Annotated in this window: 26 protein-coding genes; 18 read left to right on the top strand and 8 right to left on the bottom strand. The window is 56.7% G+C overall.

Translation table 11 applies throughout. From position 1 onward, the window contains the following. Position 1: 1 nt before the first annotated feature. From rseP to ACR0AP_RS03175, 10 genes are all read left to right on the top strand, one after another. On the top strand, positions 2-1354 hold the full coding sequence (gene rseP / locus ACR0AP_RS03220; protein ID WP_480505245.1) for an RIP metalloprotease RseP: 1353 nt from the start codon (positions 2-4) through the stop codon (positions 1352-1354). Between the two features lie 79 nt (positions 1355-1433). Beyond that, complete coding sequence (locus ACR0AP_RS03215; RefSeq protein ID WP_267364732.1) at positions 1434-1562, top strand: hypothetical protein; 129 nt, start codon at positions 1434-1436, stop codon at positions 1560-1562. 128 nt (positions 1563-1690) lie between these two features. Beyond that, positions 1691-4051 (top strand): outer membrane protein assembly factor BamA, encoded by a 2361-nt coding sequence (gene bamA, locus ACR0AP_RS03210; protein ID WP_480505243.1) that lies wholly within the window; start codon positions 1691-1693, stop codon positions 4049-4051. 6 nt (positions 4052-4057) lie between these two features. After that, positions 4058-4636: an OmpH/Skp family outer membrane protein gene (locus tag ACR0AP_RS03205; RefSeq protein WP_480505240.1), complete on the top strand. Its 579-nt coding sequence runs from the start codon at positions 4058-4060 to the stop codon at positions 4634-4636. A 73-nt stretch (positions 4637-4709) separates the two neighbouring features. Then, positions 4710-5183: a 3-hydroxyacyl-ACP dehydratase FabZ gene (gene fabZ, locus ACR0AP_RS03200; protein WP_209596189.1), complete on the top strand. Its 474-nt coding sequence runs from the start codon at positions 4710-4712 to the stop codon at positions 5181-5183. Next, the gene (gene lpxA / locus ACR0AP_RS03195) at positions 5180-5965 is read left to right on the top strand and encodes an acyl-ACP--UDP-N-acetylglucosamine O-acyltransferase (protein WP_480505238.1); all 786 of its coding nucleotides are present in this window, start codon (positions 5180-5182) and stop codon (positions 5963-5965) included. The genes fabZ and lpxA overlap by 4 nt, the downstream gene beginning before the upstream one ends. A 4-nt stretch (positions 5966-5969) precedes the next feature. After that, entirely contained in the window at positions 5970-6764 is a 795-nt protein-coding gene (locus ACR0AP_RS03190; protein ID WP_480505236.1) for an LpxI family protein, read from the top strand. Continuing rightward, positions 6764-7930, top strand: coding sequence for a lipid-A-disaccharide synthase (lpxB, locus tag ACR0AP_RS03185; RefSeq protein WP_480505234.1), 1167 nt, complete (start codon positions 6764-6766; stop codon positions 7928-7930). The genes ACR0AP_RS03190 and lpxB overlap by 1 nt, the downstream gene beginning before the upstream one ends. Next, positions 7923-8498 carry a hypothetical protein gene (locus tag ACR0AP_RS03180; RefSeq protein WP_480505233.1) on the top strand — a complete coding sequence of 192 codons (576 nt, stop codon included), beginning with the start codon at positions 7923-7925 and terminating at the stop codon, positions 8496-8498. The genes lpxB and ACR0AP_RS03180 overlap by 8 nt, the downstream gene beginning before the upstream one ends. A 98-nt stretch (positions 8499-8596) precedes the next feature. Continuing rightward, the gene (locus ACR0AP_RS03175; protein ID WP_480505231.1) at positions 8597-9142 is read left to right on the top strand and encodes a carboxymuconolactone decarboxylase family protein; all 546 of its coding nucleotides are present in this window, start codon (positions 8597-8599) and stop codon (positions 9140-9142) included. Here the strand turns inward: ACR0AP_RS03175 and mnmA are convergent. Beyond that, entirely contained in the window at positions 9139-10284 is a 1146-nt protein-coding gene (gene mnmA / locus ACR0AP_RS03170; RefSeq protein ID WP_480505229.1) for a tRNA 2-thiouridine(34) synthase MnmA, read from the bottom strand. The two genes, ACR0AP_RS03175 and mnmA, sit on opposite strands and share 4 nt — an antisense overlap. A 128-nt stretch (positions 10285-10412) precedes the next feature. Here mnmA and sciP point away from each other — a divergent pair, with 128 nt between their 5' ends. From sciP to ACR0AP_RS03145, 5 genes are all read left to right on the top strand, one after another. Then, the gene (gene sciP / locus ACR0AP_RS03165) at positions 10413-10706 is read left to right on the top strand and encodes a CtrA inhibitor SciP (protein ID WP_480505227.1); all 294 of its coding nucleotides are present in this window, start codon (positions 10413-10415) and stop codon (positions 10704-10706) included. Positions 10707-10791: 85 nt separating this feature from the next. After that, positions 10792-11508 (top strand): response regulator transcription factor CtrA, encoded by a 717-nt coding sequence (gene ctrA / locus ACR0AP_RS03160; RefSeq protein WP_267364745.1) that lies wholly within the window; start codon positions 10792-10794, stop codon positions 11506-11508. 123 nt (positions 11509-11631) lie between these two features. Further along, positions 11632-13884 carry an NAD-dependent DNA ligase LigA gene (ligA, locus tag ACR0AP_RS03155; protein WP_480505225.1) on the top strand — a complete coding sequence of 751 codons (2253 nt, stop codon included), beginning with the start codon at positions 11632-11634 and terminating at the stop codon, positions 13882-13884. Then, on the top strand, positions 13881-15971 hold the full coding sequence (recG, locus tag ACR0AP_RS03150) for an ATP-dependent DNA helicase RecG (RefSeq protein ID WP_480505223.1): 2091 nt from the start codon (positions 13881-13883) through the stop codon (positions 15969-15971). The genes ligA and recG overlap by 4 nt, the downstream gene beginning before the upstream one ends. Before the next feature lie 112 nt (positions 15972-16083). After that, positions 16084-16206 carry a hypothetical protein gene (locus ACR0AP_RS03145; protein WP_280922355.1) on the top strand — a complete coding sequence of 41 codons (123 nt, stop codon included), beginning with the start codon at positions 16084-16086 and terminating at the stop codon, positions 16204-16206. A gap of 185 nt (positions 16207-16391) precedes the next feature. On the opposite strand, the gene ACR0AP_RS03140 is transcribed toward ACR0AP_RS03145, so the two are convergent. Both ACR0AP_RS03140 and ACR0AP_RS03135 read right to left on the bottom strand, forming a co-directional pair. Beyond that, a complete protein-coding gene (locus tag ACR0AP_RS03140) occupies positions 16392-17030 on the bottom strand; it encodes a MarC family protein (protein ID WP_209596212.1) in 639 nt (212 codons plus the stop codon). Between the two features lie 58 nt (positions 17031-17088). Next, on the bottom strand, positions 17089-17541 hold the full coding sequence (locus ACR0AP_RS03135) for an iron-sulfur cluster assembly scaffold protein (protein ID WP_480505221.1): 453 nt from the start codon (positions 17539-17541) through the stop codon (positions 17089-17091). A 48-nt stretch (positions 17542-17589) separates the two neighbouring features. On the opposite strand from ACR0AP_RS03135, the gene hisI reads away from it, so the two are divergent. Continuing rightward, positions 17590-17979, top strand: a complete 390-nt coding sequence (hisI, locus tag ACR0AP_RS03130; protein ID WP_480505219.1) for a phosphoribosyl-AMP cyclohydrolase — start codon at positions 17590-17592, stop codon at positions 17977-17979. A gap of 3 nt (positions 17980-17982) precedes the next feature. On the opposite strand, the gene gluQRS is transcribed toward hisI, so the two are convergent. From gluQRS to ACR0AP_RS03110, 4 genes are all read right to left on the bottom strand, one after another. After that, complete coding sequence (gene gluQRS, locus ACR0AP_RS03125) at positions 17983-18864, bottom strand: tRNA glutamyl-Q(34) synthetase GluQRS (RefSeq protein ID WP_480505217.1); 882 nt, start codon at positions 18862-18864, stop codon at positions 17983-17985. After that, positions 18861-19475 (bottom strand): class I SAM-dependent DNA methyltransferase, encoded by a 615-nt coding sequence (locus ACR0AP_RS03120; protein ID WP_480505215.1) that lies wholly within the window; start codon positions 19473-19475, stop codon positions 18861-18863. Before ACR0AP_RS03120 ends, gluQRS begins: the two co-directional genes overlap by 4 nt. 37 nt (positions 19476-19512) lie before the next feature. Further along, positions 19513-20853: a methylenetetrahydrofolate--tRNA-(uracil(54)-C(5))-methyltransferase (FADH(2)-oxidizing) TrmFO gene (trmFO, locus tag ACR0AP_RS03115; protein WP_480505213.1), complete on the bottom strand. Its 1341-nt coding sequence runs from the start codon at positions 20851-20853 to the stop codon at positions 19513-19515. Positions 20854-21108: 255 nt separating this feature from the next. Then, a complete protein-coding gene (locus ACR0AP_RS03110) occupies positions 21109-21894 on the bottom strand; it encodes an enoyl-CoA hydratase (protein ID WP_480505211.1) in 786 nt (261 codons plus the stop codon). Positions 21895-21952: 58 nt separating this feature from the next. Here ACR0AP_RS03110 and ACR0AP_RS03105 point away from each other — a divergent pair, with 58 nt between their 5' ends. Beyond that, entirely contained in the window at positions 21953-22396 is a 444-nt protein-coding gene (locus ACR0AP_RS03105; RefSeq protein WP_480505210.1) for a PaaI family thioesterase, read from the top strand. Positions 22397-22456: 60 nt separating this feature from the next. On the opposite strand, the gene ACR0AP_RS03100 is transcribed toward ACR0AP_RS03105, so the two are convergent. Then, positions 22457-22684: a DUF1127 domain-containing protein gene (locus ACR0AP_RS03100; RefSeq protein ID WP_480472702.1), complete on the bottom strand. Its 228-nt coding sequence runs from the start codon at positions 22682-22684 to the stop codon at positions 22457-22459. Between the two features lie 98 nt (positions 22685-22782). On the opposite strand from ACR0AP_RS03100, the gene ACR0AP_RS03095 reads away from it, so the two are divergent. Continuing rightward, a complete protein-coding gene (locus ACR0AP_RS03095) occupies positions 22783-24186 on the top strand; it encodes an aminotransferase-like domain-containing protein (protein ID WP_480472704.1) in 1404 nt (467 codons plus the stop codon). Positions 24187-24220 lie beyond the last annotated feature (34 nt).

The raw sequence follows: 24220 nt of genomic DNA, 5'->3' as shown, positions 1-24220 counted from the left end.
TTTGGACGTACTTTCCCTGATCCCGCAATTCGGCAATCTGCTGTGGACGATTGTTGCCTTTGTTATTGCGCTGTCGGTCATTGTTGCCGTGCATGAATATGGCCATTACATTGTGGGCCGGTGGTCGGGTATCCATGCCGAAGTCTTCTCGCTCGGGTTTGGGCCGGTGCTCTGGAGCCGCAAGGATAAGCGCGGAACCAAGTGGCAGATCGCGGCGTTGCCTTTTGGTGGATACGTGAAGTTTCTGGGCGATGCCAATGCGGCCTCGGGCAAGGATGAAGAAGCGATGGAAGACATCGCGACCCAAAGTCCTGAGGAGTTGCGCCGCACCATGCATGGTGCCCCGCTATGGGCACGAGCCGCCACTGTCGCCGCTGGCCCGGCCTTTAACTTTGCCATGTCAATTCTCGTTTTTGGCCTGATCTTCTGGTCGCAGGGCGTTTCGCGCGAACCCCTGACTGTTGGCGCGTTGCAGCCTTTGCCAGGCACCGTGCAGGAGTTACGCGAAGGCGATGTGATCACGGCTATCGCCGGTCGTCCTACGCCGGACTATGACGAAGAAGGCGCATGGAAGGAGTTCATCGACGACCTGCCTGTTCAGCCGGTTCTGGATTATTCTGTGATCCGGGATGGTGAACCCCTTGAGGTTCAGGCCCCTTGGATGTTCCCGCCGCTGATCCGTCAGGTTGCCCCGCGCAGCGCGGCGATGGATATCCAGCTAAAGCAAGGGGACGTCATCACCTCGGTCAACGGTGAACCGATCTTTGCCTTCGATCAGCTAAAGGATCATGTCGAAGGATCGGACGGTCGCGTCTTACTGCTTGAGGTCTGGCGGGATGGGTCCGAGTTGGAATTTGCCCTTGCGCCGCGGCGCACGGACGAGCCCCAGCCTGATGGTGGCTTTGTCACGCATTGGCGCATCGGAATCGTCGGTGGCATGATGCTGGAGCCAGCAACCGTACCGGCTGGGCTTTTCGATTCCTTTAGGGGCGGTGTCATCCAGACTGGTCGCATCATTGAAGGGTCCTTGTCTGGCATGTGGCACATGGTGACGGGCGCAATCAGTACCTGCAACATCTCAGGGCCAATCGGAATTGCCGAAACCTCGGGGGCAATGGCCAGCCAGGGGGCGCAGAACTTTATCTTTTTCATCGCTGTCCTGTCGACGGCGGTCGGGTTGTTGAACCTGTTTCCCATTCCTGCATTGGATGGCGGGCATCTGGTTTTCTACGCCTACGAGGCCATTGCGGGGAAACCACCCAGCGACCGAGCGTTGCGTGTGCTCATGGGCATTGGAATTGCGATCATCCTGACGCTGATGCTGTTTTCGGTCAGCAACGACCTGTTCTGCTGAATGTGGCGGCTGGAGCAAATTCCAGCCGCATTCCCGCCATATTTCGACGTTACAGTATTCCCGTCTAAAGGGAACAGTCATGTCCAAAACGCTGAAAAAATCGTATCAAAGCTTTAGCTTCCTCTTCATGTTGAACTGGGACGTTATGCTGAGTTTTGCCGTTACAGCGTTGGCAATGGCTGGAGCCGCTTATCTGGCGGGAATGTGATTCTTCGGAAAATCGTAGGCCTGTTGTCGCGTGGCTGTCAGCCTGACTGCTTCGATATCGCCTTTTGACAAGCTCATTCAATCCCGTTACTCAGCATTAAAGTCTCAAAATTCTGGGTAGAGCATAAAATGACTGACAGGCGAGACGCAGGCACATCCTGCGGGGGGCATAAGCCAACAAACAATATTTTGTGGCAGGCGCTAACGGTTTTTTTCCTTTTTGTTGCGGTAAGTTTACTGGCGTTTCCACATGCGGCATCGGCGCAAAGCTACACGATCAACTCGTTTGATGTTGAGGGGAACCGCCGGATCGAAACCGGAACAATTATCGCTCGGACCGGAATCGAACCGGGCCAGACTGTAACTGCCGGGCAGCTTAACGATGCCTATCAGCGTTTGCTTGACAGTGGTGTATTTGAGACAGTTGAACTGACGCCGCGCGGCACGACTCTGGCCATTCAGGTTCAGGAATACCCAACGATCAACCAGATCAGCATCGAAGGGAATGCTCGCGTCAAAGACGATGTTCTTTTGGATGTGATCTCATCGCAACCACGCCGGGTCTTTACACCTCAGGCGGCCGAAGCGGACGCTGATACCATTGCCGAAGTGTATTCGGCGCAGGGTCGCGTCGCGGCAACTGTTATTCCCCGCATCATCCGTCGTAGCGATAATCGCGTTGATCTGGTTTTTGAAGTGGCAGAAGGCACGACCATTGAGGTCGAGCGCGTCAGCTTTGTCGGCAACCGCGCCTTTTCGGACCGGAGGCTGCGCCGGATTCTGGAAACCAAACAGGCAACGTTCCTGCGGACATTCTTCCGCAACGACACGTTTATCGGCGACCGCATCGAATTCGACAAACAGGTCATTCGCGATTTCTACCTGTCGCGGGGCTATATCGATTTCCGTGTGAACAGCGCCAACGTCGAGTTTACCCGAGAGCGGGATGCGTTCTTTCTGGTTATGAACGTCACCGAAGGCCAAAAATTCTCGTTTGGAAGGATCACGACGGTTAGCGAAATTCCTGGTGTTGATGCGGCACCGTATCAGGATGCGCTGAAAATCAAACCTGGCGTGACCTATACGCCGACGCTGGTGGAAAACTCGATCGCGCGGCAGGAACGTCTTGGCCTGAAACAGGGTGTTGACTTCCTGCGGGTGGAACCACGTGTGACGCGCAATGACCGCGACCTTACTCTGGATATCGAATTTGTTCTGACGAAGGGTCCGCGGATCTTTGTCGAGCGGATCGATATCGAAGGCAACACCACCACGCTGGACCGTGTGATCCGCCGCCAGTTCGACACTGTAGAAGGTGACCCCTTCAACCCGCGTGAAATCCGTCAGGCCGCGGAACGCATCAATGCGCTCGGGTTCTTTGCCGTTGCCGAGGTCGAACCTCGGGAAGGGTCGTCCCCCAGCCAAGTCATTCTGGATGTGGATGTTGAAGAACAACCTACAGGTTCGCTCAGCCTGGGCGGCAGCTACTCGGTCACAGACGGTTTTGGGATTGCAATCGGCCTGAACGAGGCAAACTTCCTGGGGCGTGGTCAGAATCTTGGCGTGTCGCTGTCAACAGCGCAGGATTCGGAACAGTACACCATTAACTTCACCGAACCCTATCTGCTTGGCCGCAAGCTTCGTTTCGACCTTGGACTGGGTCTGTCGGCAACCAATTCGGGCTTTGCAAGTTACGACACGAGCTCGTTGTTTTTTAGACCTCAGTTGACCTACGCAATTGGGGAACTGTCTGCTCTTCGGCTGCGCTACGGCTGGGACCGCAGCGAAATGACACAGCAGAGTAATCAGACCAGCGGAGCGGTGATTGCGTCCGAGATCGCGCAGGGAAAACGGACGTCCAGCTCGCTGGGACTATCCTACATCTATGACAGCCGTATTGGTGGTCTGAACCCGAACTCGGGTGTTCTGTTCGAAGTGGGCGTCGATGCGGCAGGCCTTGGCGGCGATAACAAATACTTCAAAACCACCGCGCGCGGGATTGCTCAAACACGGGTCTGGAACGAAGAGGTTGTTCTGCGTGCAACTCTGGAACTTGGCGCACTGAATTGGTCTGGTAATGGTTTCAGCCGTGCAGTTGACCGATTTGTGTTAGGGCCCAGTACCTTCCGCGGCTTTGAGCCTGCAGGTCTTGGCCCGCGTGATTTGTCCAACGGCCAGGATGATGCCATCGGCGGCAACTATTACTGGGTCGCGCGTTTTGAAACCGATTTCCCCTTGGGGCTGCCCGAGGAGCTGGGCCTGCGGGGCGGTCTGTTCTATGACGTTGGAAACCTTTACAACATCAACGATGTGAACACTGCAGGGGCAAATATCGTTGGTGCAGACGGGTCCATTCGTCACGTAATCGGCATCTCGGTCTTGTGGGAAACGCCGTTTGGACCTTTGCAGTTCAACTTCTCGAAAGCTCTGAAAAAGGAAACGTTCGACAAGGAGCAGAACTTTGACCTGACCATTCAGGCCCGGTTCTGATCTGCGATGACGAACAGGTTCTTTACCTTGATACAGGGCCCGCTTTGGGCCCTGTGTGCATTTTTGATGCTGTTTCAGGCCCCTTCGGCTGAGGCACAGCAACTGGGTGTTCCGCAAGCCAGCGTGGTCACGTTGTCCGGCGAGCAGCTGTTCAAGAACTCGGCATTCGGGCAGCGCGTACTGCGCGAGATCGAAAAAGAAAGCGCGATGCTGGCGGAAGAAAACGAACGGATTGTCGCGGAACTCAGCCGAGAAGAAAAAGACCTGACCGAAAAGCGCGCGACCATGCCAGCAGAGGAGTTTCGCCCACTGGCCGACGCGTTCGATGTCAAGGTTCAGTCCCATCGCGACGGGCAAAGGGCAAAGCTTGACGCGCTGGCACGTCGCAGCGAGGAAGCGCAACAAACGTTTTTCGATATAGTTCGCCCGATCCTTGTCGATTTGCTGCGCGAATTTGGTGCCAGCGTGATTATCGAACGCTCTAATGTCGTTGTAAGCACGTCTGATATCACAGAGGCTGCGATAATCCGCGTGAACACGGCAATTGGCGATGGCAGCGGACTTCAAAAGGACACAAGCGAATAGGTTCGCTTGCCCTGGCGAGGCTGTATTGCTAACCACGCTGAAAAAGAAACATCCAGAACAGGATAACCGCATCATGACAACGGAAACCAAAAGTGCCGATATTCAGTTGATCCAAAGGATCCTGCCGCATCGTTATCCGTTTTTGCTGGTCGACAAGGTGGTGGACATCTCTGGCTATCAATCGGCTCGAGGTATTAAGAACGTCACCATGAACGAGCCGCATTTCCAGGGCCACTTCCCGGGAACACCGATCATGCCGGGTGTTACCATCGTCGAGGCGATGGCGCAGACCGCAGGCGTAATGCTGGGCGTAGGGATGGATGTCATCGACACCGAGTTGCTGATCTATTTCATGAGCATCGACAAATGCAAATTCCGCAGGAAAGTTGTTCCTGGCGACGTGCTGGAGATGCATGTCGAAACGGTTCGCGGCAAGAAGGGTGGCAAGCTTTTCAAGTTCAGTGGCCGGGCCACTGTTGATGGTGAAGTGGCAGCGGAAGCAGAATTCTCGGCCTATGTCGATTGGGATATGGAAAAAACAACATGAGCGGTATCCACCCCAGCGCGATTATCGAAGACGGGGCGCAGATCGGGCAGGATTGCGTCATCGGTCCTTTCAGCTATGTGGGCGCTAATGTAAAACTGGCTGATCGGGTCGAGTTGAAGTCTCATGTTGTTGTGACCGGTGATACATCGATCGGCGAAGACACCGTGATCTTTAATTTTTCGGTGATCGGTGAGATTCCGCAGGACCTGAAATTCGGCGGTGAAAATACGCGCCTTGAAATCGGTCAGCGCAACCGCATTCGCGAGCACGTGACGATCAATACCGGGACCGAAGGTGGCGGCCGTGTAACCCGGATTGGGGATGATTGCCTGCTGATGGCAGGTGTTCATGTGGCCCATGATGTGCAAATCGGCAACCGGGTAATCATGGTGAACCACGCCGGAGCAGCGGGTCACTGTATTGTCGAAGATGATGTGATCGTCGGTGGCATTTCGGGCCTGCACCAGTGGGTGCGTGTTGGTCGTGGGGCGATCATCGGTGCGCTCACCATGGTGCCCAAAGACGTCATTCCCTACGGTTTGGTACAGGCGTCCAGGGGTGAGCTTGAAGGTCTGAACCTCGTGGGGCTCAAGCGTAAAGGTGTTTCGCGCGAAGACATCTCGGCATTGCGTGCCGCGTTCAAGGAGCTGTCTGAAGGCGATGGAACGTTCATGGATCGCGCAAACCGTCTTGGTCAGGGTAACGAAAGTGACTATGTGCAGCGGATCGTTGATTTTGTCACCGGACACAGCGATCGGTCGTTCCTGACACCGAGGAAATAGGAACATGCTTGCGTTGATTGCGGGAACCGGGGCGCTGCCGACCGAATTGGTTGCCCAACTGGCGGAACGCCCGCTGATCTGCGCGATGGAAGGGTTCCTGCCGGATGATCTGGTCGCGGATATCGTGTTTCCGCTTGAACAGCTTGGAAGTTTTATCGCCGGGCTTCAGGCAAGGGGCGTGACTGAGATCTGCATGGCGGGTGCAGTTCGGCGCCCGCAGGTTGATCCCAAACGTATTGACGCGGCAACGATGCCGTTGGTTCCGGTGATCCAGCAGGCCATGCTGTCGGGTGATGACGGAGCATTGCGGGCTATCATTGGCCTGCTGGAAGGTGCCGGTATGCGAGTCCGGGCAGCGCAGGAAATCGCCCCAAGCCTGTTGCCGCCTTTGGGCTGTCTGACCGAAGTGCAGCCATCCGAAAGTGACATGACAGATGCAGACCGTGCTGCCGGAATTCTGCGGGCCATGGGGGCTGCGGATATTGGTCAGGCCTGTGCTGTCTCAAAAGGGCAGGTGTTGGCAGTCGAGGGCAGCTTTGGAACCGCCTGGATGCTTCAATCCCTGACGCAACGCCCGGACGCGGGGGGTGGCATACTGTTCAAAGGCCCAAAGCCCGATCAAGATCGGCGTGCTGATCTGCCTGCCATCGGGCCCGACACCGTCACGGATTCGGTCGCGGCAGGCTTGTCTGGCATCGTTCTGGAAAAGGGCGGTGTGCTGGTTTTGGAAAAAGAACAGGTCATCGCCGAATGTAACCGTCTTGGGCTGTTCCTGTATATTCGCGAGCGGGCGGTCTGATGCGCGTCTTTCTGGTCGCCGGTGAACCTTCGGGCGACCGGCTGGGCGGCGCGTTGATGGAGGGGCTGAAATCCCTGATCCCCGATATTGAGTTCGAAGGGGTGGGCGGACCTTTGATGGCTGCTCAGGGGCTGACCAGCCGGTTTCCGATGTCGGAACTTTCGGTGATGGGTTTGATCGAGGTTCTGCCGAAGTTTTTTCACCTCAAGCGTCGGATCTCGGAGACCGCGCACGCAGTGTTGGACACACAGCCGGATGTTCTGATCACCATCGACAGCCCCGATTTCAGCCTGCGTGTCGCCAAAATCGTCAAGGGCGCCAGTAGTATTCGCACCGTGCATTACGTTGCGCCCAGTGTCTGGGCCTGGCGTCCGGGGCGGGCGGATAAAATGGCAAAGGTCATCGACCATGTGCTGGCACTGCTTCCGTTCGAGCCGCCATACATGGAGCGGGCAGGGATGGAGTGCGACTTTGTCGGCCACCCTGTTGCCAGCGAACCGACGGCAACACAGGCCGAGATTGCGGCCTTCCGGAGCAAGTACGACCTGGGCGATGCTCCAGTCCTGCTGGCTCTGCCCGGATCGCGACGGGGTGAGATCGAACGTCTGGCAGACACGTTCGGTGAGGCATTGCGGCTGTTTTTGACGGACCATCCCAGTTATCGTGTCGTGGTTCCAACCGTGGGTGCGACAACTGACCTGGTCAACGCTCTGACGCAAAGCTGGCCGGGCGCACCAATAGTGCTCGACCCGCGACAAATGGGGGCCGGGCAAGCCACGGTCGAAAAACGCGCGGCTTTTGGCACGGCATGTATCGCGCTGGCCGCTTCGGGTACGGTTTCTTTGGAACTGGCGGCGCAGAATACACCTATGGTGATCGCCTACAAACTCAATTGGCTGACACAGAAAATGGCCGAACGCATGGTCAAGCTGGACACTGTTACATTGGTCAATCTGGTATCTGAAACACGCGCCGTGCCTGAATGCCTGCTAAACGATTGCCAGCCAGAAATGATTGCCAAAGCCCTGCATGATGTGACCAACGCCCCTGACGCTCAGAAACTCGCGATGAACCTGACAATGGAACGGTTGGGGCGCGGAGGAGATGCTCCGGGATTGCGGGCGGCACGGGCTGTGCTGGACAGAATGCAGATTAAGAATGCTTGATCACGCGCTGTTCGCCGCTTCAGCCGGGATTGCCATGATATCCACTAATCTGGACAATCTGGCCGTCTTGCTGGGTTTGGTATTGGTGATCGAGCAGCGCCGCGCCATCATTGGCTTTGCTGTCGCACAGACAATCGTTCTGACAATGGCCATGACCGTCGCATTGGGCGTTGACCAGAGTGGCGCGCCGTTTTGGATCGGGTTTCTGGGTCTTGTGCCACTGGTCTTTGGTCTGCGCGGTATCTGGCGGCAGTTTTTCGGGGCCAATTCTGAAGGAACCGAGGCAAAAGGGGCCGTAACATCGGTGGTTACCCTGTTCCTGAGCCTGTCGATTGACAGTTTCGCGGTCATGACACCGCTATTGGCGGATTCTGCCCCTTCATACCGTGTTGCCGCTTTGATCGGCGCAGCATTGGCTGCTTCAGTTCTGGTCTTTACCGCGGCTTGGGGCGCCCCTCGGGCCAAAAGCCTGGGGCCACGCGTTGCCCGTATGGATCGGATCGCCCCATACATCATGGTCTGCGTCGGGCTCTATATCCTCTTCAATTCGCCCACGGATACCCTGTAACAGGCTTGTTCCGGCGTTCCGTCTCGGGTTTGTGATCCGCGAGCGTCTGTTGCTGCGGAGCGGACTTAAGATATCCTCGCGGAAAAGGAGCTTTCATCATGACCCGCATCCCCCCTTTGGCAGATGCCGAGATGGCAGACGAGACACGCGCGTCACATGCGGCTTTGGGTGCTTATGGCCCGTTCGACAATTGGGCCCGGGTTGCCGCACATTGCCCACCGGTTCTGGAACATGTCGCAGGGATGTTGACGGCGTTGCGGGAACAGCAAACCTTGCCGCGTCGTGCGCTGGAACTGGCCATGGTAACGGTTTCCAAATTGAACGCCTGTGACTACTGCGTCTCGCATCATACTCCGCTGTTGACGGTTGCAGGTCTCAGCCCCGAAGGCGCGGCGCGCCTGCCAGATGTCGAAAACCACCCTGAATTGGACGCGTGCGACAAGGCTGTCGTGCGATACGCCGAGGCGGTGACGACACGATCAGGCCGCATGCGCGACGCTGAGGTTTCCAACCTGCGGGACTGGTTCAGCGATGCCCAGATTGTCGAGTTAACCTGGCGCATCGCATTGTGCGGTGCATTCAACCGGTTCAACGATGCGCTTCAGATCCAGATCGAACCCGTGGTTGAACCCGTTTCAGCCTAGTATCCGCGCCAGATCCAGCCACCGCCAAAGATGCGGCTGCCTTCTGAGGCATAGAAGACGCAGGCCTGACCGGGCGAGATGCCTTCTTCGGGTGTCAGCAATTCCACCTCAGCAGCGGTGTCGGACAGCGGTCGAATAATGGCCTCGCGCGGGGGGCGGGTCGAACGGACCTTGACTGACAGGTGCCATTCTTCGCGCGATGTGAAGGCTTCATCGCCCAGCCAGTTGATCTCACGCACGGGAACGACACGCGTTGCCAGCATCTCTTTGGGGCCGACAACGACCTGTTTTTTGTCCACGTCCAGCTTGACCACATAAAGCGGCTCGCTCAGGCCGCCGATGCCCAAGCCGCGCCTTTGGCCGATCGTGTATTGGATCACCCCGTTGTGCTGCGCCAGAACGCGGCCATCGGCATGAACAATCTCACCCGGTTCCGCAGCACCGGGGCGCAGCTTTTCAATGACGTTGGCATAGTTGCCGTCGGGCACAAAGCAGATGTCCTGACTGTCGGGTTTGTCCGCCACAGACAACCCATATTGAGCCGCCATTTCGCGGGTCGCGTCTTTTGACGGCAAATGACCCAACGGGAAGCGCAGGAAATCAAGCTGTTCGGGCGTTGTCGAGAACAGGAAATAGGATTGATCCCGGTTAGCGTCTTCGGCGCTGTGCAGTTCCGGGCCGTTTGGCCCCATCTTGCGCTGGATATAGTGCCCGGTGGCCATACAGTCGGCCTCAAGATCCTTGGCGGTTTCCAGCAGGTCCTTGAATTTTACGCGCTCGTTGCAGCGAATGCAGGGGACGGGTGTTGCGCCTGCCAGATAGCTTTCCGCAAACTCATCGATCACCGCGTCCTTGAAGATGTTTTCATAGTCCAGAACATAGTGGGGAAACCCACGCTCTTCTGCTACGCGGCGCGCATCGTGGATATCGATCCCGGCACAGCACGCCCCTTTCTTGGCCAGAGCCGCGCCATGGTCATAGAGTTGCAGTGTCACCCCCACCACATCATAGCCCTGATCGGCCAAGTAGGCCGCGACGACGGAGCTATCGACGCCCCCTGACATGGCCACAACCACCCGCGTTTCCGAGGGCGGTTTGGCAAAGCCAAGCGAGTTCAGCGGGGTCTCGGTGTCGAGGGCCATTGGCGGTTCCTGTCCGGGTTAAGAAAGACCGGCAGAATATAGGAAAATTCTACACACTCTCAAGGGGCGGTTTCATACGACCTTAAGTAGGCTGGTGCCAGCTTTGATGCAGCAAAAAGGGTAAAGCGATGTATTTGCACAAAGTGGAAGGGCCAAGGTTTGTTTCTCTGCCGGATGGATCCATACTGACGCGCGCCGATCTGCCGCCGACAAGCACTAGGCGGTGGGTAGCTTCACGCAAGATTCTGGTCGTGCGTGGGGTACTTTACGGGCTGATCAGCCTGTCTGAGGCAAAACAGAAATACGGCATCAGCGACGAAGAATTCAACGGCTGGGTTTCCCTGGTCGCGGAACACGGTGTCGAGGCTTTAAAAGCCACGGCCTTAAAAAAGTATCGACAACCTAAAGGTGAGCAGGAATAAATGATTCAACGGTAACGTCAGATTAACCATTCTTGGTCAGGTTTAATTTTAATTGGAATTATTGACCCGAATTGGAGCAGTGAAAATGCGTATACTTCTTGTCGAGGATGATCCGACCACGTCTAAAAGCATCGAACTGATGCTGACGCATGCGAACCTAAACGTTTATGCAACGGATCTTGGCGAAGAAGGTATCGATCTGGCAAAGCTCTACGATTACGACCTGATCTTGCTGGACCTGAACCTGCCGGACATGAACGGGCATGAAGTGTTGCGCCAGCTACGGATTGCCCGTGTGGAAACACCGATCCTGATCCTTTCGGGCGCAGATGATACGGACAGCAAGATCAAAGGTTTCGGGTTTGGCGCGGATGACTATCTGACCAAACCCTTCCACCGCGAAGAACTGGTGGCCCGCATTCATGCCATCATCCGCCGGTCGAAAGGGCATTCGCAGTCCATCATCCACACAGGTCGCGTGGCTGTAAATCTGGACGCCAAGACCGTTGAGGTGGACGGAAAAACCGTGCACCTGACAGGAAAAGAATACCAGATGCTGGAATTGCTCAGCTTGCGTAAGGGTACGACTCTGACCAAGGAAATGTTTCTGAACCACTTATACGGCGGCATGGATGAACCCGAGCTGAAGATCATCGACGTCTTCATCTGCAAACTGCGCAAAAAGCTCAGCAATGCAACCGGTGGTGAGAATTATATCGAAACCGTTTGGGGGCGGGGCTACGTGTTGCGCGACCCGCAAAGCAACACTCTGGACGAGACGCGAATGGCGGTCGGCCTTTGATTTGAACCGTTTGTGTCGCTGGTGGTCCAGGGCGGCACATTGCACTCACGGCTCAGCACATCTGGACCTGGCCATGGCCTCGCCCTATCACTGAGGTCCAAGAACGCGTGACAGGGCGAGGCCATGAGCAAATCCACTCCCATATCAAACCTGACCGATGATGAGGCGCGTGCCGAACTGGCGCGGTTGGCGGACATACTGTCCCGAGCCAACACGCTGTATCACGCAGAAGATGCGCCCGAGTTGTCGGATGCGGATTATGATGCCCTCAAACGCAGAAATGCCGAGATCGAGGCGCGTTTTCCCCACCTGAAACGTGCTGACAGCCCAACAGAGCAAGTCGGGGCCAAACCGTCGGACGGGTTTTCAAAAGTTACTCATGCCGTCCGAATGATGTCACTGGGAAATGCGTTCGACGATGGGGACATTGCCGATTTCGACAGCTCGATTCGCAAATATCTGGGCTTTGATGCAGGCGCGCCGCTGGCTTTCACAGCTGAACCCAAGATTGATGGCCTTTCTTTGTCCTTGCGTTATGAGAACGGACAGCTGGTTCAGGCCGCAACGCGGGGCGACGGTGAAGTTGGCGAGAACGTAACGGCCAACGCCTGCACTGTCTCTGATATTCCACAGCAGATTGAAAACGCGCCTGACGTTCTTGAGGTTCGAGGTGAGATTTACATGTCCCACTCTGATTTCAAAGCCTTGAACACGCGACAAGGCAAACGGGGGGGCAAACCCTTTGCCAACCCGCGCAATGCAGCGGCAGGGTCACTGCGTCAGCTGGATTCGGAAATTACCCGATCCCGCCCATTGCGCTTCTTCGCCTATGCCTGGGGTGAACTGTCAGAGCCTTTGGCGGATACCCAGATGGGAGCGATTGAGCGTCTTGCGACCCTTGGGTTCCCCACGAATTCCTTGACGCGCCTATGTGCCACGACTGAGGACATGATTGCTCATTACCGGGATATCGAAGCGCAGCGTGCGACTTTGGGGTATGATATCGATGGGGTCGTCTACAAGGTAAACGATCTGTCATTACAGGCACGTTTGGGTTTCCGTTCGACGACGCCAAGATGGGCGATCGCACATAAGTTCCCAGCCGAACTGGCCTGGACCAGATTGGAGGCGATTGACATTCAGGTTGGTCGAACAGGGGCGCTCAGCCCCGTGGCACGGTTGCATCCTGTAACGGTTGGCGGGGTGGTCGTCTCCAATGCCACTTTGCACAACGAAGATTATATCGCTGGGCGCGACGCCAAAGGCGGCACGATCCGTGATGGAAAAGATATCCGAGTGGGCGATTGGGTTCAGGTCTATCGCGCGGGCGACGTGATCCCCAAACTGTCGGATGTCGACTTGTCCAAACGCCCCGCCGATGCACGCCCCTTTGCCTTTCCGACACATTGCCCCGAATGCGAGAGCGATGCGATCCGCGAAGAAGGCGACGCGGTTCGACGGTGCACCGGCGGCCTGATCTGTCCTGCGCAGGCCGTTGAAAAGCTGAAACATTTCGTGTCGCGCAAAGCCTTTGATATAGAAGGGCTGGGTGCAAAACAGATTGAAATGTTCTATGGTGATCCAACCCTTCCGATCAATGCGCCAGCTGATATCTTCACGCTGGAACAGCGGGACTCAGCTAGTCTGACGCGGTTGAAAAACCGGGACGGGTGGGGCGAAACATCCGCCAGGAACCTGTTCGAAGCCATTGATGAAAAACGGAAGATTCCCTTTGCGCGCTTGTTGTTCGCACTGGGCATTCGACATGTTGGTGAAATGGGCGCGCGTGATCTGGCACTTTTTTACCGCGACTGGGATGCAATGGCGCTGGCGTTGGACACTGCACGCCCGGCTGCGCTGGCCCAAAGGCGGGCGGATGAGGCGGAAGATGCCGAACGTGCGGCGGCCCAGCTTGAAGGGCGTCGCGCGCGCGTGAAAGAAGTGCGGGACGCAGCCATCGCGGATGCCAATGTCGGTGCAGATGCCAATGCCGCCTGGGCAGAGCTGATCGGCATCGACGGAATTGGCGCAACGCTTGGCCTTTCATTGTCGGACGCATTTGCCAATGAAGAGGAACGACGGGCTTTCGACACGCTGCGCAGCAAATTGACGGTTATCGCCCCCGACGCGCCAGCCTCGGACAGTCCGGTCGCGGGTAAAACCGTAGTGTTCACCGGAACGCTGGAAAAGATGACCCGCGCCGAGGCGAAAGCGCGGGCCGAGGCGTTGGGCGCGAAGGTTTCCGGTTCTGTCAGCAAGAAAACCGATATTCTGGTTGCGGGTCCCGGGGCCGGGTCAAAGGCGAAGAAGGCAGCGGAACTTGGGATCGAAACTTTGGACGAGGATGGCTGGCTTCAGCTGATAGAAGGCGCATGAGCGGACGGCCCGAACAGCTTTTCCCGCTATTTGCGGGGCTGGAAACGTTGGATGGCGTCGGCCCCAAGACCGCACAAGCCATGGCACAGACCGGGGCGGAATCCCCGCGCGATGTTCTGTTCAGCCTGCCTTATGCCGTGGTGGATCGGCGCAGGCGGGATACAATTCAGGGGGTGGACCTGCCGGCCACTCTGACTGTCGAAGTGACAGTTGGCCTTCACAGGCCACCCCGCAACAAGGGGGGGGCCTACCGCGTTCATGTCGAAGACAGTCAGGCCGATTTCCAGCTGGTCTTTTTCCACGCACGTGGTGAGTATCTGAAGAAAGTGTTGCCGCAAGGATCACGCCGCGTGGTTTCCGGCAAGTTGGAACTGTTCGACGGCATGGCACAGATGGTGCATCCGGACCACATGCTGCCCGTTGAACAAGCCGGAGATATCCCGGAATTCGAACCGGTTTACCACCTGACGCAAGGGCTGACCCAGAAAACAGCATTCAAGGCCAGTCGCAGTGCATTGGCACGCGCTCCCAAGCTAGAGGAATGGATCGATCCGGCGCAGGTGTCACAGCAAAACTGGCCGGATTGGGCTTCGGCCATTCACGCCGGTCACAATCCGCGCGGCGCTGATGATGTCGCGCCGTTTGCCCCCGCGCGACAGCGGCTGGCGTATGACGAGTTGTTTGCGCATCAGCTGACGCTCGCTCTGGCCCGGCAGCGAGAGCGCAAGTCGCGGGGGATCGTCAGCGTTGGAACCGGGGCACTGCAATCAAAGGTGTTGGCAAGCCTTCCATATCGCCCCACTGGCGCACAAACGCGCGCCATTGATGAGATTTCGGCTGATATGGCGTCTGACGCCCGAATGAACCGGCTGTTACAGGGCGACGTCGGCGCCGGTAAGACGCTGGTTGCCTTCATGGCCCTTCTGATCGCGGTTGAGGCAGGCGGGCAGGGCGTGATGATGGCCCCGACTGAAATTCTGGCACGCCAGCATCTGGAAGGATTGCGCCCCCTGGCGGAGCAGGCCGGAGTGGTTCTGGAACTGCTTACCGGACGTGACAAGGGCGCGGAGCGGCGTGCCAAGCTTGAGGCGCTTAAACAAGGCGATATTCACATTCTGGTTGGCACACATGCAGTGTTTCAAAGCGATGTTGAATTCAAGGCGCTGAGATTGGCCATCGTCGACGAACAGCACCGGTTTGGCGTGCGGCAGAGGATGGAATTGTCGGAAAAAGGCAAGGGAGCCGATGTTCTGGTAATGACCGCCACCCCCATCCCGCGCAGTCTGGCGCTGGCGCAATATGGCGATATGGATGTTTCGGTGTTGGATGAAAAACCTCCGGGGCGAAAACCGATCAAAACGGCAATTGTCAGCACACAGCGTATGGACGAAGTCATCGCCCACCTGCGGCGCGCGATTGATGAGGGGCGACAGTGTTACTGGGTGTGTCCTCTGGTCGACGAATCCGAAGTTTCAGACCTTACAGCGGCCGAGGAACGCTTCAAACGCCTGCGGGCCATTTTGGGTGAGGGCGTTGTGGGGCTGGTTCATGGTCAGATGCCACCAGCCGACAAAGACGCCGCAATGAGCGCATTTCAGAACGGGCAAACAAAGGTCCTTGTTGCCACGACGGTGATCGAGGTCGGCGTGAACGTACCCAACGCAACGATCATGGTCATTGAACGGGCCGAGATCTTTGGGCTCGCGCAATTGCACCAGTTGCGGGGGCGCGTTGGGCGCGGGGATGCGGAATCCACCTGTTTGCTGATGTATCAACCACCGCTCAGCGAGGGAGGGCGCAAGCGGCTGGCGGTTCTGCGCGAGACAGAGGATGGCTTCCGAATATCGGAAACTGACCTTGAGATGCGAGGCGCGGGCGATCTGATCGGGACTGCGCAATCCGGGTTGCCAAAATTCCATATCGCGGACCTGGAACGTCAGGCAGGATTGATGGCCGTCGCCCAATCCGATGCGCGGGCGCTGCTAACGACCGATCCCAAACTGACCTCGGACAGGGGACAGGCCGCGCGTGTTCTGCTTTGGCTGATGAAACAGGATCAGGCGATCCGTTTGATTTCAGTGGGTTAGCTTTAACGTTCTCTAAAGTTCACAAATGTTCTCAAAAAGTTCTTTACCTGCGCTTGGAAATATGAGAACAAAAGGTCAACAAAGGATTAAAACTCTGACCGGAGGTGACCCTATGCTGACCCAGATCAAGACCGCTTTCTGCCGCGCGCAATCGACTATCCTGCAGGATGCCGTTGGCGTGGTGTCTTTGGTCGTGATGCTGATGGTGGCCCTTCACCTACCGGTTGGTTTCTAAGCCTTTCTGCCTGCGATCTCGTGCCGAAAAATCCGCGCTGTCATCCCCATTTCAGTCAAGGGTGACCTGCCTGTCCCAAACCCCTTGAGGGGGCCATGCCTCGGCCCCGCGCGGTACACCGGACCCCACACGAGACACGCAATACCTGCCGCCGCCCTTTCGCCCGGAAAGCGCGGCGGCTTTTTTTACAATTGGCCGGTTTTGAAGATTTCCAACAGCGCGGACAGGACTGAGTTAGCAGCTACCGAGGCCAAGATCATGCCCATGACACGGCTGATGATTGCCGCGCCTGAATGACCGATCAACCGAATGATGGGCTCGGCCAAAAGCATCAGTACAAACGCAACCAGCAATACGGAAAGCATGACAAGCGCTGTGATACCCTGATCCGCGATGCTGTAACGGTGGTTGTCAGTTAGGATAACGATTGCCAGCATTGCGCCGGGGGATGCCAGTGAAGGCACGGCAAGCGGGAAAATCGCCGGGTTCTGCTGGTGATACGCGTCTTCACGATCTTCTTCGGCTTGCCTTTGTTCAACCTCTTGTTTGCTTTCACCAAAGATCATCGTCAGCGCAAAAAGAAACAGGATAATGCCGCCAGCGACTTGAAACGAATTCAGCCCGATATCCAGCGCTTCAATCAGCACCTGACCAAACACTAGGAAGAACAGCAATACGGCAGCACTTATTACGGCTGCTAACAGCGCTGTCCGCCGCCGGCCTGCCGCGTCCAATCCGGCCGTAACGGCGATGAAAACGGGAATTGTTCCAATCGGGTCGATAACGACCCAAAGCGTAACGAAATGCTCGAGCAAATTATTCAAACCCATCCCTCCTGAAATCTGGGCAGAGGGTAAACGGGTTTACACCAAATAGCTATAATCAGGCGCAGTTTGCCCGTTCAGCCTGCGCCATGGCCTCAGCCGTGGCATCCAGAACCAGCAGGATCGACGCGTGGCGGTTTTTATAATCCCGTGCGGGCATAAGCACCTCAAGGCCGTCAAACGGCGCATCGGGTGCAGGGCCACCAGTCTTGAGCATGGCCGCCAACTGATCGCGCGCAGCTTCGACCTGCGCCCGCGACGCGCCAATTATTGCATCTCCGACGACCGAGGCGGACGCTTGCCCCAAAGCACAGGCCTTGACGTCCTGACCAAAGGCACTGATCTGACCATCGCGAACCTTGATGTCCACAGTTACTGTCGATCCGCATAAAGGTGAGCGTTTCTTGACGGTTGCATCGGGATCTTCCAGTCGCTCAAGATGCGGAATATCCGCAGCCAGCGCCAGAATGCGCCCGGAGTACAGCTTAATCAGGTCGTTCTCGCCGCTCATGGCTTTCCCTCGTCGTGTGTTACCCATACATAGTGGCGAGCCCACCGGATGCAAAAGGTTTTTGAGATGTCTGACCCAGTCGTGTTTGATCCCTCTACTTTGAGATTTAATGAGGCGGGTCTGATCCCGGCGATTGCGCAGGATGAAACATCAGGCGAGGTTCTGATGATGGCCTGGATGAATGTGCAGGCGGTTGAAAAGACCCTTGAAACCGGGCGGGTAACATATTGGTCGCGCTCGCGGCAGGCCTTCTGGATCAAGGGCGAAACCTCGGGCCATGTACAGGAACTGGTGGATTTCCGGATCGATTGTGACAGGGACTGCCTATTGGTTCTGGTCCGTCAAACCGGTGCAGCCTGCCATACCAACCGACGAACCTGTTTTTTTACCGCCGTTCGGGATGGGATCGAAACTGAACTGATGGCGCCAATGGAATAGGGGTCAAAGCCCAACCATTCGGCGAATGTCGTCTGGCCTGGCTCCTTCGGCCCGGTATTTTGAAATCGCGCGGGCATCGTCGCGTTTGGCCAGCCGTTTGCCTGCATCATCGCGGATCAGATCATGGTGGAGATACTCGGGTGTCGGTAGGTTCAGTAAAGCCTGCAACAGAACGTGGATGCGGGTCGCTTCGAACAAGTCCCGCCCTCGAACCACCTGTGTTACACCCTGAGCGGCATCGTCAAGCACAACGGACAAGTGATACGACGTCCCCATGTCGCGGCGGGACAGAACTACATCACCTATGGTGGCAACCAACTCATCAGGCGTGAAAGTGATAATGCCGGTTTCGCCGCCCGGACCCGATCCCAGCTCAAGAAATTGGTACCTGTCCGGGTTGCGGACCGCCTGACACGCCTTGACCACGTCCAATCGCAAGGGGTCCTGAGTTGGACGAGGAAGGATCGATAAATCTTTGCCAACAAACCTTTTTCGACAGGTCCCGGGATAAACAAGCCCGTCGGGTCCAAGCATCGGCGCGCCTTCCTGCGGCGCACTGGCTGCTGCTGCTATATCTTTGCGATTACACGTGCACGGATACAAAAGCCCCTGCGCCCATAGCTGGTCCAGCGCCTTATGGTAAACGTCCATACGATCCGATTGGCGCATTACGGGTTCTGGCCATGTCAGCCCCAGCCATCTGAGGTCGCTGTATATCTGATCCTCCCATAGCTGTCGTGAGCGGGATCGATCGATATCCTCAATTCGCAGCAAGAACCGGCCGCTTTCAGATGTGGCCCTATCGCTGGCAACCAACGCAGAATACGCGTGCCCGAGATGAAGGGGGCCTGTTGGGGATGGCGCAAAGCGCGTTACAAGAGTCACGCTTTTTCTAATACATACACGTCAGAGTTAAGGTTGATCCCAGGCAGGTGGGGACCGTGTTCACGAAATAACAAACGTGCTGCCCCCATGTCGACCCAATCCGTCAGACGGCAGGTGAATTTATGGTCCGCCAACGCATGATCGTTCAGCGAAAAGCCAAGCAAACCACCCTTGGGCAGTGCGTGCATCAACAAATCCAGTGTCTCGGGCGGGGCAGCACCTTTTCCGATCACTCCTATGGCTGTGATCATCGTGTATTCCCCACGTTTCAACGGCGCGGGCTTGGCGATATCGAATCCGGTCAATGTTCGGTAAACGCCTTTGCTGGCGGCTTCCTGAAGCATGTTCTCTGTTGGGTCCATCCCATCGATGACCTCAAAGCCAACAGCGCGCAGGGCAAGCCCTGACAACCCGGTGCCGCAGCCGTAGTCCAGAATAGGTGTCTGGGGCTTCGGTGCGAAAGACCACAAAGCCGCTGCTACACGGCCCGGCGTGGCGTAACCGTGTTCACCAACTTCCTTTTCATAGGTCGCAGCCCAGTTCTGATAGTGCGCTTCAGTCGCTTCAGGCGTGCCGAGATTGTATGTGCTGTTCAAAAACGTGTCGTTCATTCCAGCATGCTAGGCCGAGACCGCATTAAGCGTCTAGTCAGCAATGTTCCAACCAGTTACTCCATTCAGCTTTGGCCCGATCGGTATAGGCCTTGTACCGGTCTTTACGACCCCGACGCCCGCCTTTCAGGCCATCCACGGGGCGAAACAGACCGAAATTCACGTTCATCGGCTGAAAGGTCTTGGCCTCGGCACCGCCCGTAATGTGATGGATCAAAGCACCCATTGCGCTGTCTTGCGGAACGGTTGGCAGGTCACGCCCCAAAATCTGAGCGGCGGCAAGCCGACCAGCCAGCAACCCCATCGCGGCGCTTTCTACATAGCCTTCGACGCCGGTGATCTGTCCGGCAAACCGGATGTTGGGTTTGGATTTCAACCGCATTTGCGAATCCAAAAGCGTGGGAGAGTTGATGAATGTGTTTCGGTGGATGCCGCCCAACCGGGCGAAGCTGGCATTTTCCAAACCCGGGATCATACGGAACACGTCGGTCTGGGCGCCATACTTCATCTTGGTCTGGAAACCCACGATGTTGAACAAGGTGCCCAGTGCATTATCACGGCGCAGCTGCACCACTGCATGCGGTTTCACATCGGGCTCATGCGGGTTGGTCAGCCCGACCGGTTTCATCGGACCATGGCGCAGCGTTTCGCGACCGCGTTCGGCCATAACCTCGATGGGTAGACAGCCGTCAAAGTAACCTGCTGTCTCTCCTTCGTGAAATTCGGTTTTATCTGCTGCCAGAAGCGCATCTATGAAGGCTTCGTACTGATCCCGGTCCATCGGACAGTTCAGATAGGCTGTCCGCTCTTCTTCAGTCTCGCCCTTGTCGTAGCGTGATTGCATCCACGCTTTGCTCATGTCGATGCTCTCGGCATAGACGATCGGTGCGATGGCGTCGAAAAAGGCAAGTGCGTCAGACCCTGTCTCGGCCTGGATGGACTGACCCAGCGTGGGTGACGTCAGGGGACCGGTCGCAAAGATCCACTGGCCTTCGTCGGGCAGGGTCGTCACTTCTTCGTCGGTTACCGTCACACGCGGGTGGGCGCGAAGTTTTGCGGTCACACTTTCTGCAAACGGGTCACGATCCACAGCCAGCGCGCCACCGGCTGGCAGGCGGTGTTCATCGGCCGTTGTCATGATCAACCCATTGGCGGCGCGCATTTCCCAATGCAGCAGGCCCACGGCATTCTGCTCATCATCATCCGAGCGGAACGAGTTCGAACACACCATTTCCGCCAGATTGCCGGTCTGATGTGCAAAGGTGCCGATGGTCGGACGCATTTCGTGGATCACAACATCCACACCCATTTCAGCAGCTTGCCAGGCCGCTTCTGACCCGGCCATGCCGCCGCCTACAATATGCAAAACTTGTGTCATGCGATGCCACATAGGGCAGACCACAATCGGGCGCAACTGAGGCAAAGCGGTTTCGCGAATTTTATGGAAGGGGTCTTGGGGTCGCCGCTGCGGGATTGTCAGCGCTGGTGAGAGAGACCAGCTGGAGGGACCTTCCGCCCACGGCGACCCAAAAGTGTCCTGAGGCCTTGGCCTCGACCCAGCTTTGCCACAGTGTCGCCCTTTTGAAAAGTGCAAAATTCAAAACAGTGGCGAAAAATGTGCAAAACAATTGCATTATTGGGACCAATTTGGGGGACGTTTTTCGATAAAGGCTGAAATGCCTTCTTCTGTATCCCGGTACAGCATGTTTTGCGCCATTACGTCGCCGGTATAGGCATAGGCCTGATCCAGCGGCATCAGAAGCTGTTGATAAAACGCCTCTTTACCGATTTTGACGGCGGCTCCTAGTTTGGAGGCAACCTGTTCTGCAAGCGCATTGGCTTCTTGTTCAAGATGCGTCATGGGGACAACGCGGTTGACCAAACCCAAATCGGCAGCACGTTCGGCTGATATGAAGTCTCCTGTTGTCAGCATTTCAAATGCCTGCTTTCTGGGGATATTGCGGCTGAGGGCCACCATTGGGGTGGAGCAGAATAAGCCGATATTAACCCCGTTCACTCCAAACCGCGTGTCTGCGGCGGCGACGGCCATGTCACAGGTTGCCACCAACTGACACCCGGCGGCGGTTGCAATGCCGTGGACCTGTGCGATGACGGGCTGGGGCAGGGACTGGATTGACATCATCACCTTCGCGCAGCGCGAAAACAGGTCATTGAAATAAGCTTTGCCGCCATCTTCGGACTGGCGTCCGGCCGTCATCTGTTTCAGATCGTGGCCAGCGCAAAATGCCTTGCCCTGACCCGCCAGGATCACTGCCCGGATCGACGTGTCCTTACGCAACGTGTCCAGTTCAGCCTGAAGCGCCGACAGCATCTCGTCACTCAGCGCGTTCAGCCGCTCTGGGGCGTTCATTGTAAGCCGCGCAACAGCGCCGGTGTCGTTACGTTCCAGAATTGCCATCTTGCCCTCCGATCCCATGTTGGGCCAACTCTAGGTCGGTATGAGCAGGAGGGAAAGCATGGCTTTGGCAATGAACCGGGACGAACTGTCACAATACCTTAAGCAGGTTTTCCCGCAGGTGCACAAAGACTTTGTCGTCGAGGACCTGACCGAAGATACAATCACAATGCGCCTTGTTGTGCAGGATCAGCATTTGCGGCCGGGGGGCACGGTTTCGGGGCCATCCATGTTTGGGTTGGCCGATGTTTGTGTATACGCAATGGTTCTGGCGCGAAAAGGGCGTCAATCCCTGGCGGTCACGACGAACAGTTCCCTGGATTTTTTGCGCAAACCAGAAGGCAACACGGACATGATCGCCAAATGTCGCCTGCTGAAACTGGGCCGGACTTTGGCCGTCGGTGACGTGCTTATGTATTCCGATGGCGCAGAAGACCCAGTTGCCAGAGCGACGATGACCTATTCCCTGCCACCTGCAGGGTCCGTGGCCGCGAAATTCGGATAAAAAAGACCGGGGACAAGCCCCGGCCCAGGAAGAGGTCCCAATAATGGGACTGGGGATCAGTTAAATCTGCCAAAAATGGCGCTTTACCTCGCGGCGCGCATCATGGCGTGTCAGACCGACGTCTTTCAGCAAGCGGTCATCCAGATAACTAAGATTGACGCGGCTACGGCGACGACGCTCCCATTGAGTGACCGCTGCCGCAAACCGCACGGCCAGTGCAGCGGCCAGAGGCAGCCGGGGGCTGTCGGTCAGCAGCAGAAGGGCGGGGGTGTGCATTGTGCGTGTCATCTCGGAATTCCTTTCAATTGTATTGACACAAATTAGCTGTACTTGGTACATGTGACTGATACATTCGAAATTGTGTCAAAAGCAAAGGAAGAATTGTAATGGATACAATTTGGCCAGAGGCGCTACCGAAATCCAAAGGACCGAAATACACTCTGGTTGCTGACACAATTCGAAAAGCCATAGATAACAAATCTTTGGAAGTGGGCGTCAAACTTCCTCCGGTGCGCGAACTGGCGTATCGCCTGCAAATAACGCCTGGTACAGTCGCGCGCGCCTATACAATCCTGACAGATGAGGGGTTGTTACAAGCCGAAGTCGGGCGTGGTACATTTGTTGCGCCGCCAAAATCGCCCATTCTTGACGACGTTTGGGCGCGGCAACTGCATCTTCGGGACGACAAATACAATGCCAATGTAAGTCTGTTCAGCCCTAGGTTGGCAGATATGGGGCAGGTGTCCCTGATCCGTGAATGTCTGAAAAAAGTGTCGCAAGCCGATCCGGGTTTGTTTCTGAATTACCCGACGCGTGACGCGTACCAGCCCGTGCGACAGGCGGTTGTGGACTGGTTGTCAGACCTTCCGCTGGGCGCACTGACCCATGATGATATTGTGTTGACACATGGCGGCCAGAACGGGCTTTGCGTTGTGTTTCAGACGATCCTGCGCGGGCCCAAACCTGTCGTACTGGTCGAGGACCTGTCTTATGCCGGGTTCCGTCGCGCAGGCGAACTGATGCGCGCGGAAGTGGTCGGTGTGAAGATGGACAGATGGGGTGTCGATCCGGCAGCGTTAGAACATGTTCTGCGCCACACGACAGCGCAGGCCGTCTGCGTGTCGCCAGAAGTTCAAAACCCAACGGGCGCACACACACCGTTGGAGCGGAGGAAAGAGATCGTTGAGATTGCCCGTCGCTTTGATTTGCAGATCATTGAAGATGATTGCTATCGCATGGGCGATGCCCGAGAGCCCAGCTTTCGGGCACTGGCGCCTGAACGGGGATGGCATGTGTCATCAATCTCGAAGATTCTGACACCGGCATTGCGTGTGGGTTTTGCTATCGCCCCCAGAGAAAAAAGTGTGGATCTGCGCCGGTCCGCTGAATACGGATATTTCGGATTGGCCCAGCCCCTTGCGGAATTGACCCGCCTTCTGCTGTCCGATCCGCGTACGCGTCAGATCGCCAAGGATGTGCGTACGCGGATGGGGGATTATCTACGAGTTGCCGTCAATACCCTGGGTGGGTTTGATCTGAACTGGGCCCCGGACGTTCCCTTTGTCTGGCTGAGCCTTCCGTCTGGCTGGCGGTCGGCTGCATTCAGTCGCGCGGCCGAGCGGGAAGGGATACAACTCCGATCCGCCGACGAGTTCGCGCTGCGCGATGGGCGCGCGCCGAACGCGGTCCGTATCGCCATGAATGGTCATGTGTCGCTTGAACGGTTCGAGGACGCGATGCAGCGCCTGCGTGTTCTATTGGACAATCCGCCAGAACAAATAAGCGTTTGAAGATGGGGTAAAATAATACCTATTTTGTAACGCG

It is taken from the genome of Ruegeria sp. AF7 (assembly GCF_056541885.1).
The sequence above is the reverse complement of the archived record's forward strand: the minus strand, read 5'-3'. Positions and strand labels throughout refer to the sequence as shown.

What these genes read in the sequence shown, in the direction of transcription:
- ACR0AP_RS03215 (WP_267364732.1), top strand. Translation starts at nt 1,434, where the DNA reads ATGTCCAAAACGCTGAAAAAATCGTATCAAAGCTTTAGCTTCCTCTTC.
- bamA (WP_480505243.1), top strand. Translation starts at nt 1,691, where the DNA reads ATGACTGACAGGCGAGACGCAGGCACATCCTGCGGGGGGCATAAGCCA.
- ACR0AP_RS03205 (WP_480505240.1), top strand. Translation starts at nt 4,058, where the DNA reads ATGACGAACAGGTTCTTTACCTTGATACAGGGCCCGCTTTGGGCCCTG.
- fabZ (WP_209596189.1), top strand. Translation starts at nt 4,710, where the DNA reads ATGACAACGGAAACCAAAAGTGCCGATATTCAGTTGATCCAAAGGATC.
- lpxA (WP_480505238.1), top strand. Translation starts at nt 5,180, where the DNA reads ATGAGCGGTATCCACCCCAGCGCGATTATCGAAGACGGGGCGCAGATC.
- ACR0AP_RS03190 (WP_480505236.1), top strand. Translation starts at nt 5,970, where the DNA reads ATGCTTGCGTTGATTGCGGGAACCGGGGCGCTGCCGACCGAATTGGTT.
- lpxB (WP_480505234.1), top strand. Translation starts at nt 6,764, where the DNA reads ATGCGCGTCTTTCTGGTCGCCGGTGAACCTTCGGGCGACCGGCTGGGC.
- ACR0AP_RS03180 (WP_480505233.1), top strand. Translation starts at nt 7,923, where the DNA reads ATGCTTGATCACGCGCTGTTCGCCGCTTCAGCCGGGATTGCCATGATA.
- ACR0AP_RS03175 (WP_480505231.1), top strand. Translation starts at nt 8,597, where the DNA reads ATGACCCGCATCCCCCCTTTGGCAGATGCCGAGATGGCAGACGAGACA.
- mnmA (WP_480505229.1), bottom strand. Translation starts at nt 10,284, where the DNA reads ATGGCCCTCGACACCGAGACCCCGCTGAACTCGCTTGGCTTTGCCAAA.
- sciP (WP_480505227.1), top strand. Translation starts at nt 10,413, where the DNA reads ATGTATTTGCACAAAGTGGAAGGGCCAAGGTTTGTTTCTCTGCCGGAT.
- ctrA (WP_267364745.1), top strand. Translation starts at nt 10,792, where the DNA reads ATGCGTATACTTCTTGTCGAGGATGATCCGACCACGTCTAAAAGCATC.
- ligA (WP_480505225.1), top strand. Translation starts at nt 11,632, where the DNA reads ATGAGCAAATCCACTCCCATATCAAACCTGACCGATGATGAGGCGCGT.
- recG (WP_480505223.1), top strand. Translation starts at nt 13,881, where the DNA reads ATGAGCGGACGGCCCGAACAGCTTTTCCCGCTATTTGCGGGGCTGGAA.
- ACR0AP_RS03145 (WP_280922355.1), top strand. Translation starts at nt 16,084, where the DNA reads ATGCTGACCCAGATCAAGACCGCTTTCTGCCGCGCGCAATCGACTATC.
- ACR0AP_RS03135 (WP_480505221.1), bottom strand. Translation starts at nt 17,541, where the DNA reads ATGAGCGGCGAGAACGACCTGATTAAGCTGTACTCCGGGCGCATTCTG.
- hisI (WP_480505219.1), top strand. Translation starts at nt 17,590, where the DNA reads ATGCAAAAGGTTTTTGAGATGTCTGACCCAGTCGTGTTTGATCCCTCT.
- ACR0AP_RS03120 (WP_480505215.1), bottom strand. Translation starts at nt 19,475, where the DNA reads ATGAACGACACGTTTTTGAACAGCACATACAATCTCGGCACGCCTGAA.
- trmFO (WP_480505213.1), bottom strand. Translation starts at nt 20,853, where the DNA reads ATGACACAAGTTTTGCATATTGTAGGCGGCGGCATGGCCGGGTCAGAA.
- ACR0AP_RS03110 (WP_480505211.1), bottom strand. Translation starts at nt 21,894, where the DNA reads ATGGCAATTCTGGAACGTAACGACACCGGCGCTGTTGCGCGGCTTACA.
- ACR0AP_RS03105 (WP_480505210.1), top strand. Translation starts at nt 21,953, where the DNA reads ATGGCTTTGGCAATGAACCGGGACGAACTGTCACAATACCTTAAGCAG.
- ACR0AP_RS03100 (WP_480472702.1), bottom strand. Translation starts at nt 22,684, where the DNA reads ATGACACGCACAATGCACACCCCCGCCCTTCTGCTGCTGACCGACAGC.
- ACR0AP_RS03095 (WP_480472704.1), top strand. Translation starts at nt 22,783, where the DNA reads ATGGATACAATTTGGCCAGAGGCGCTACCGAAATCCAAAGGACCGAAA.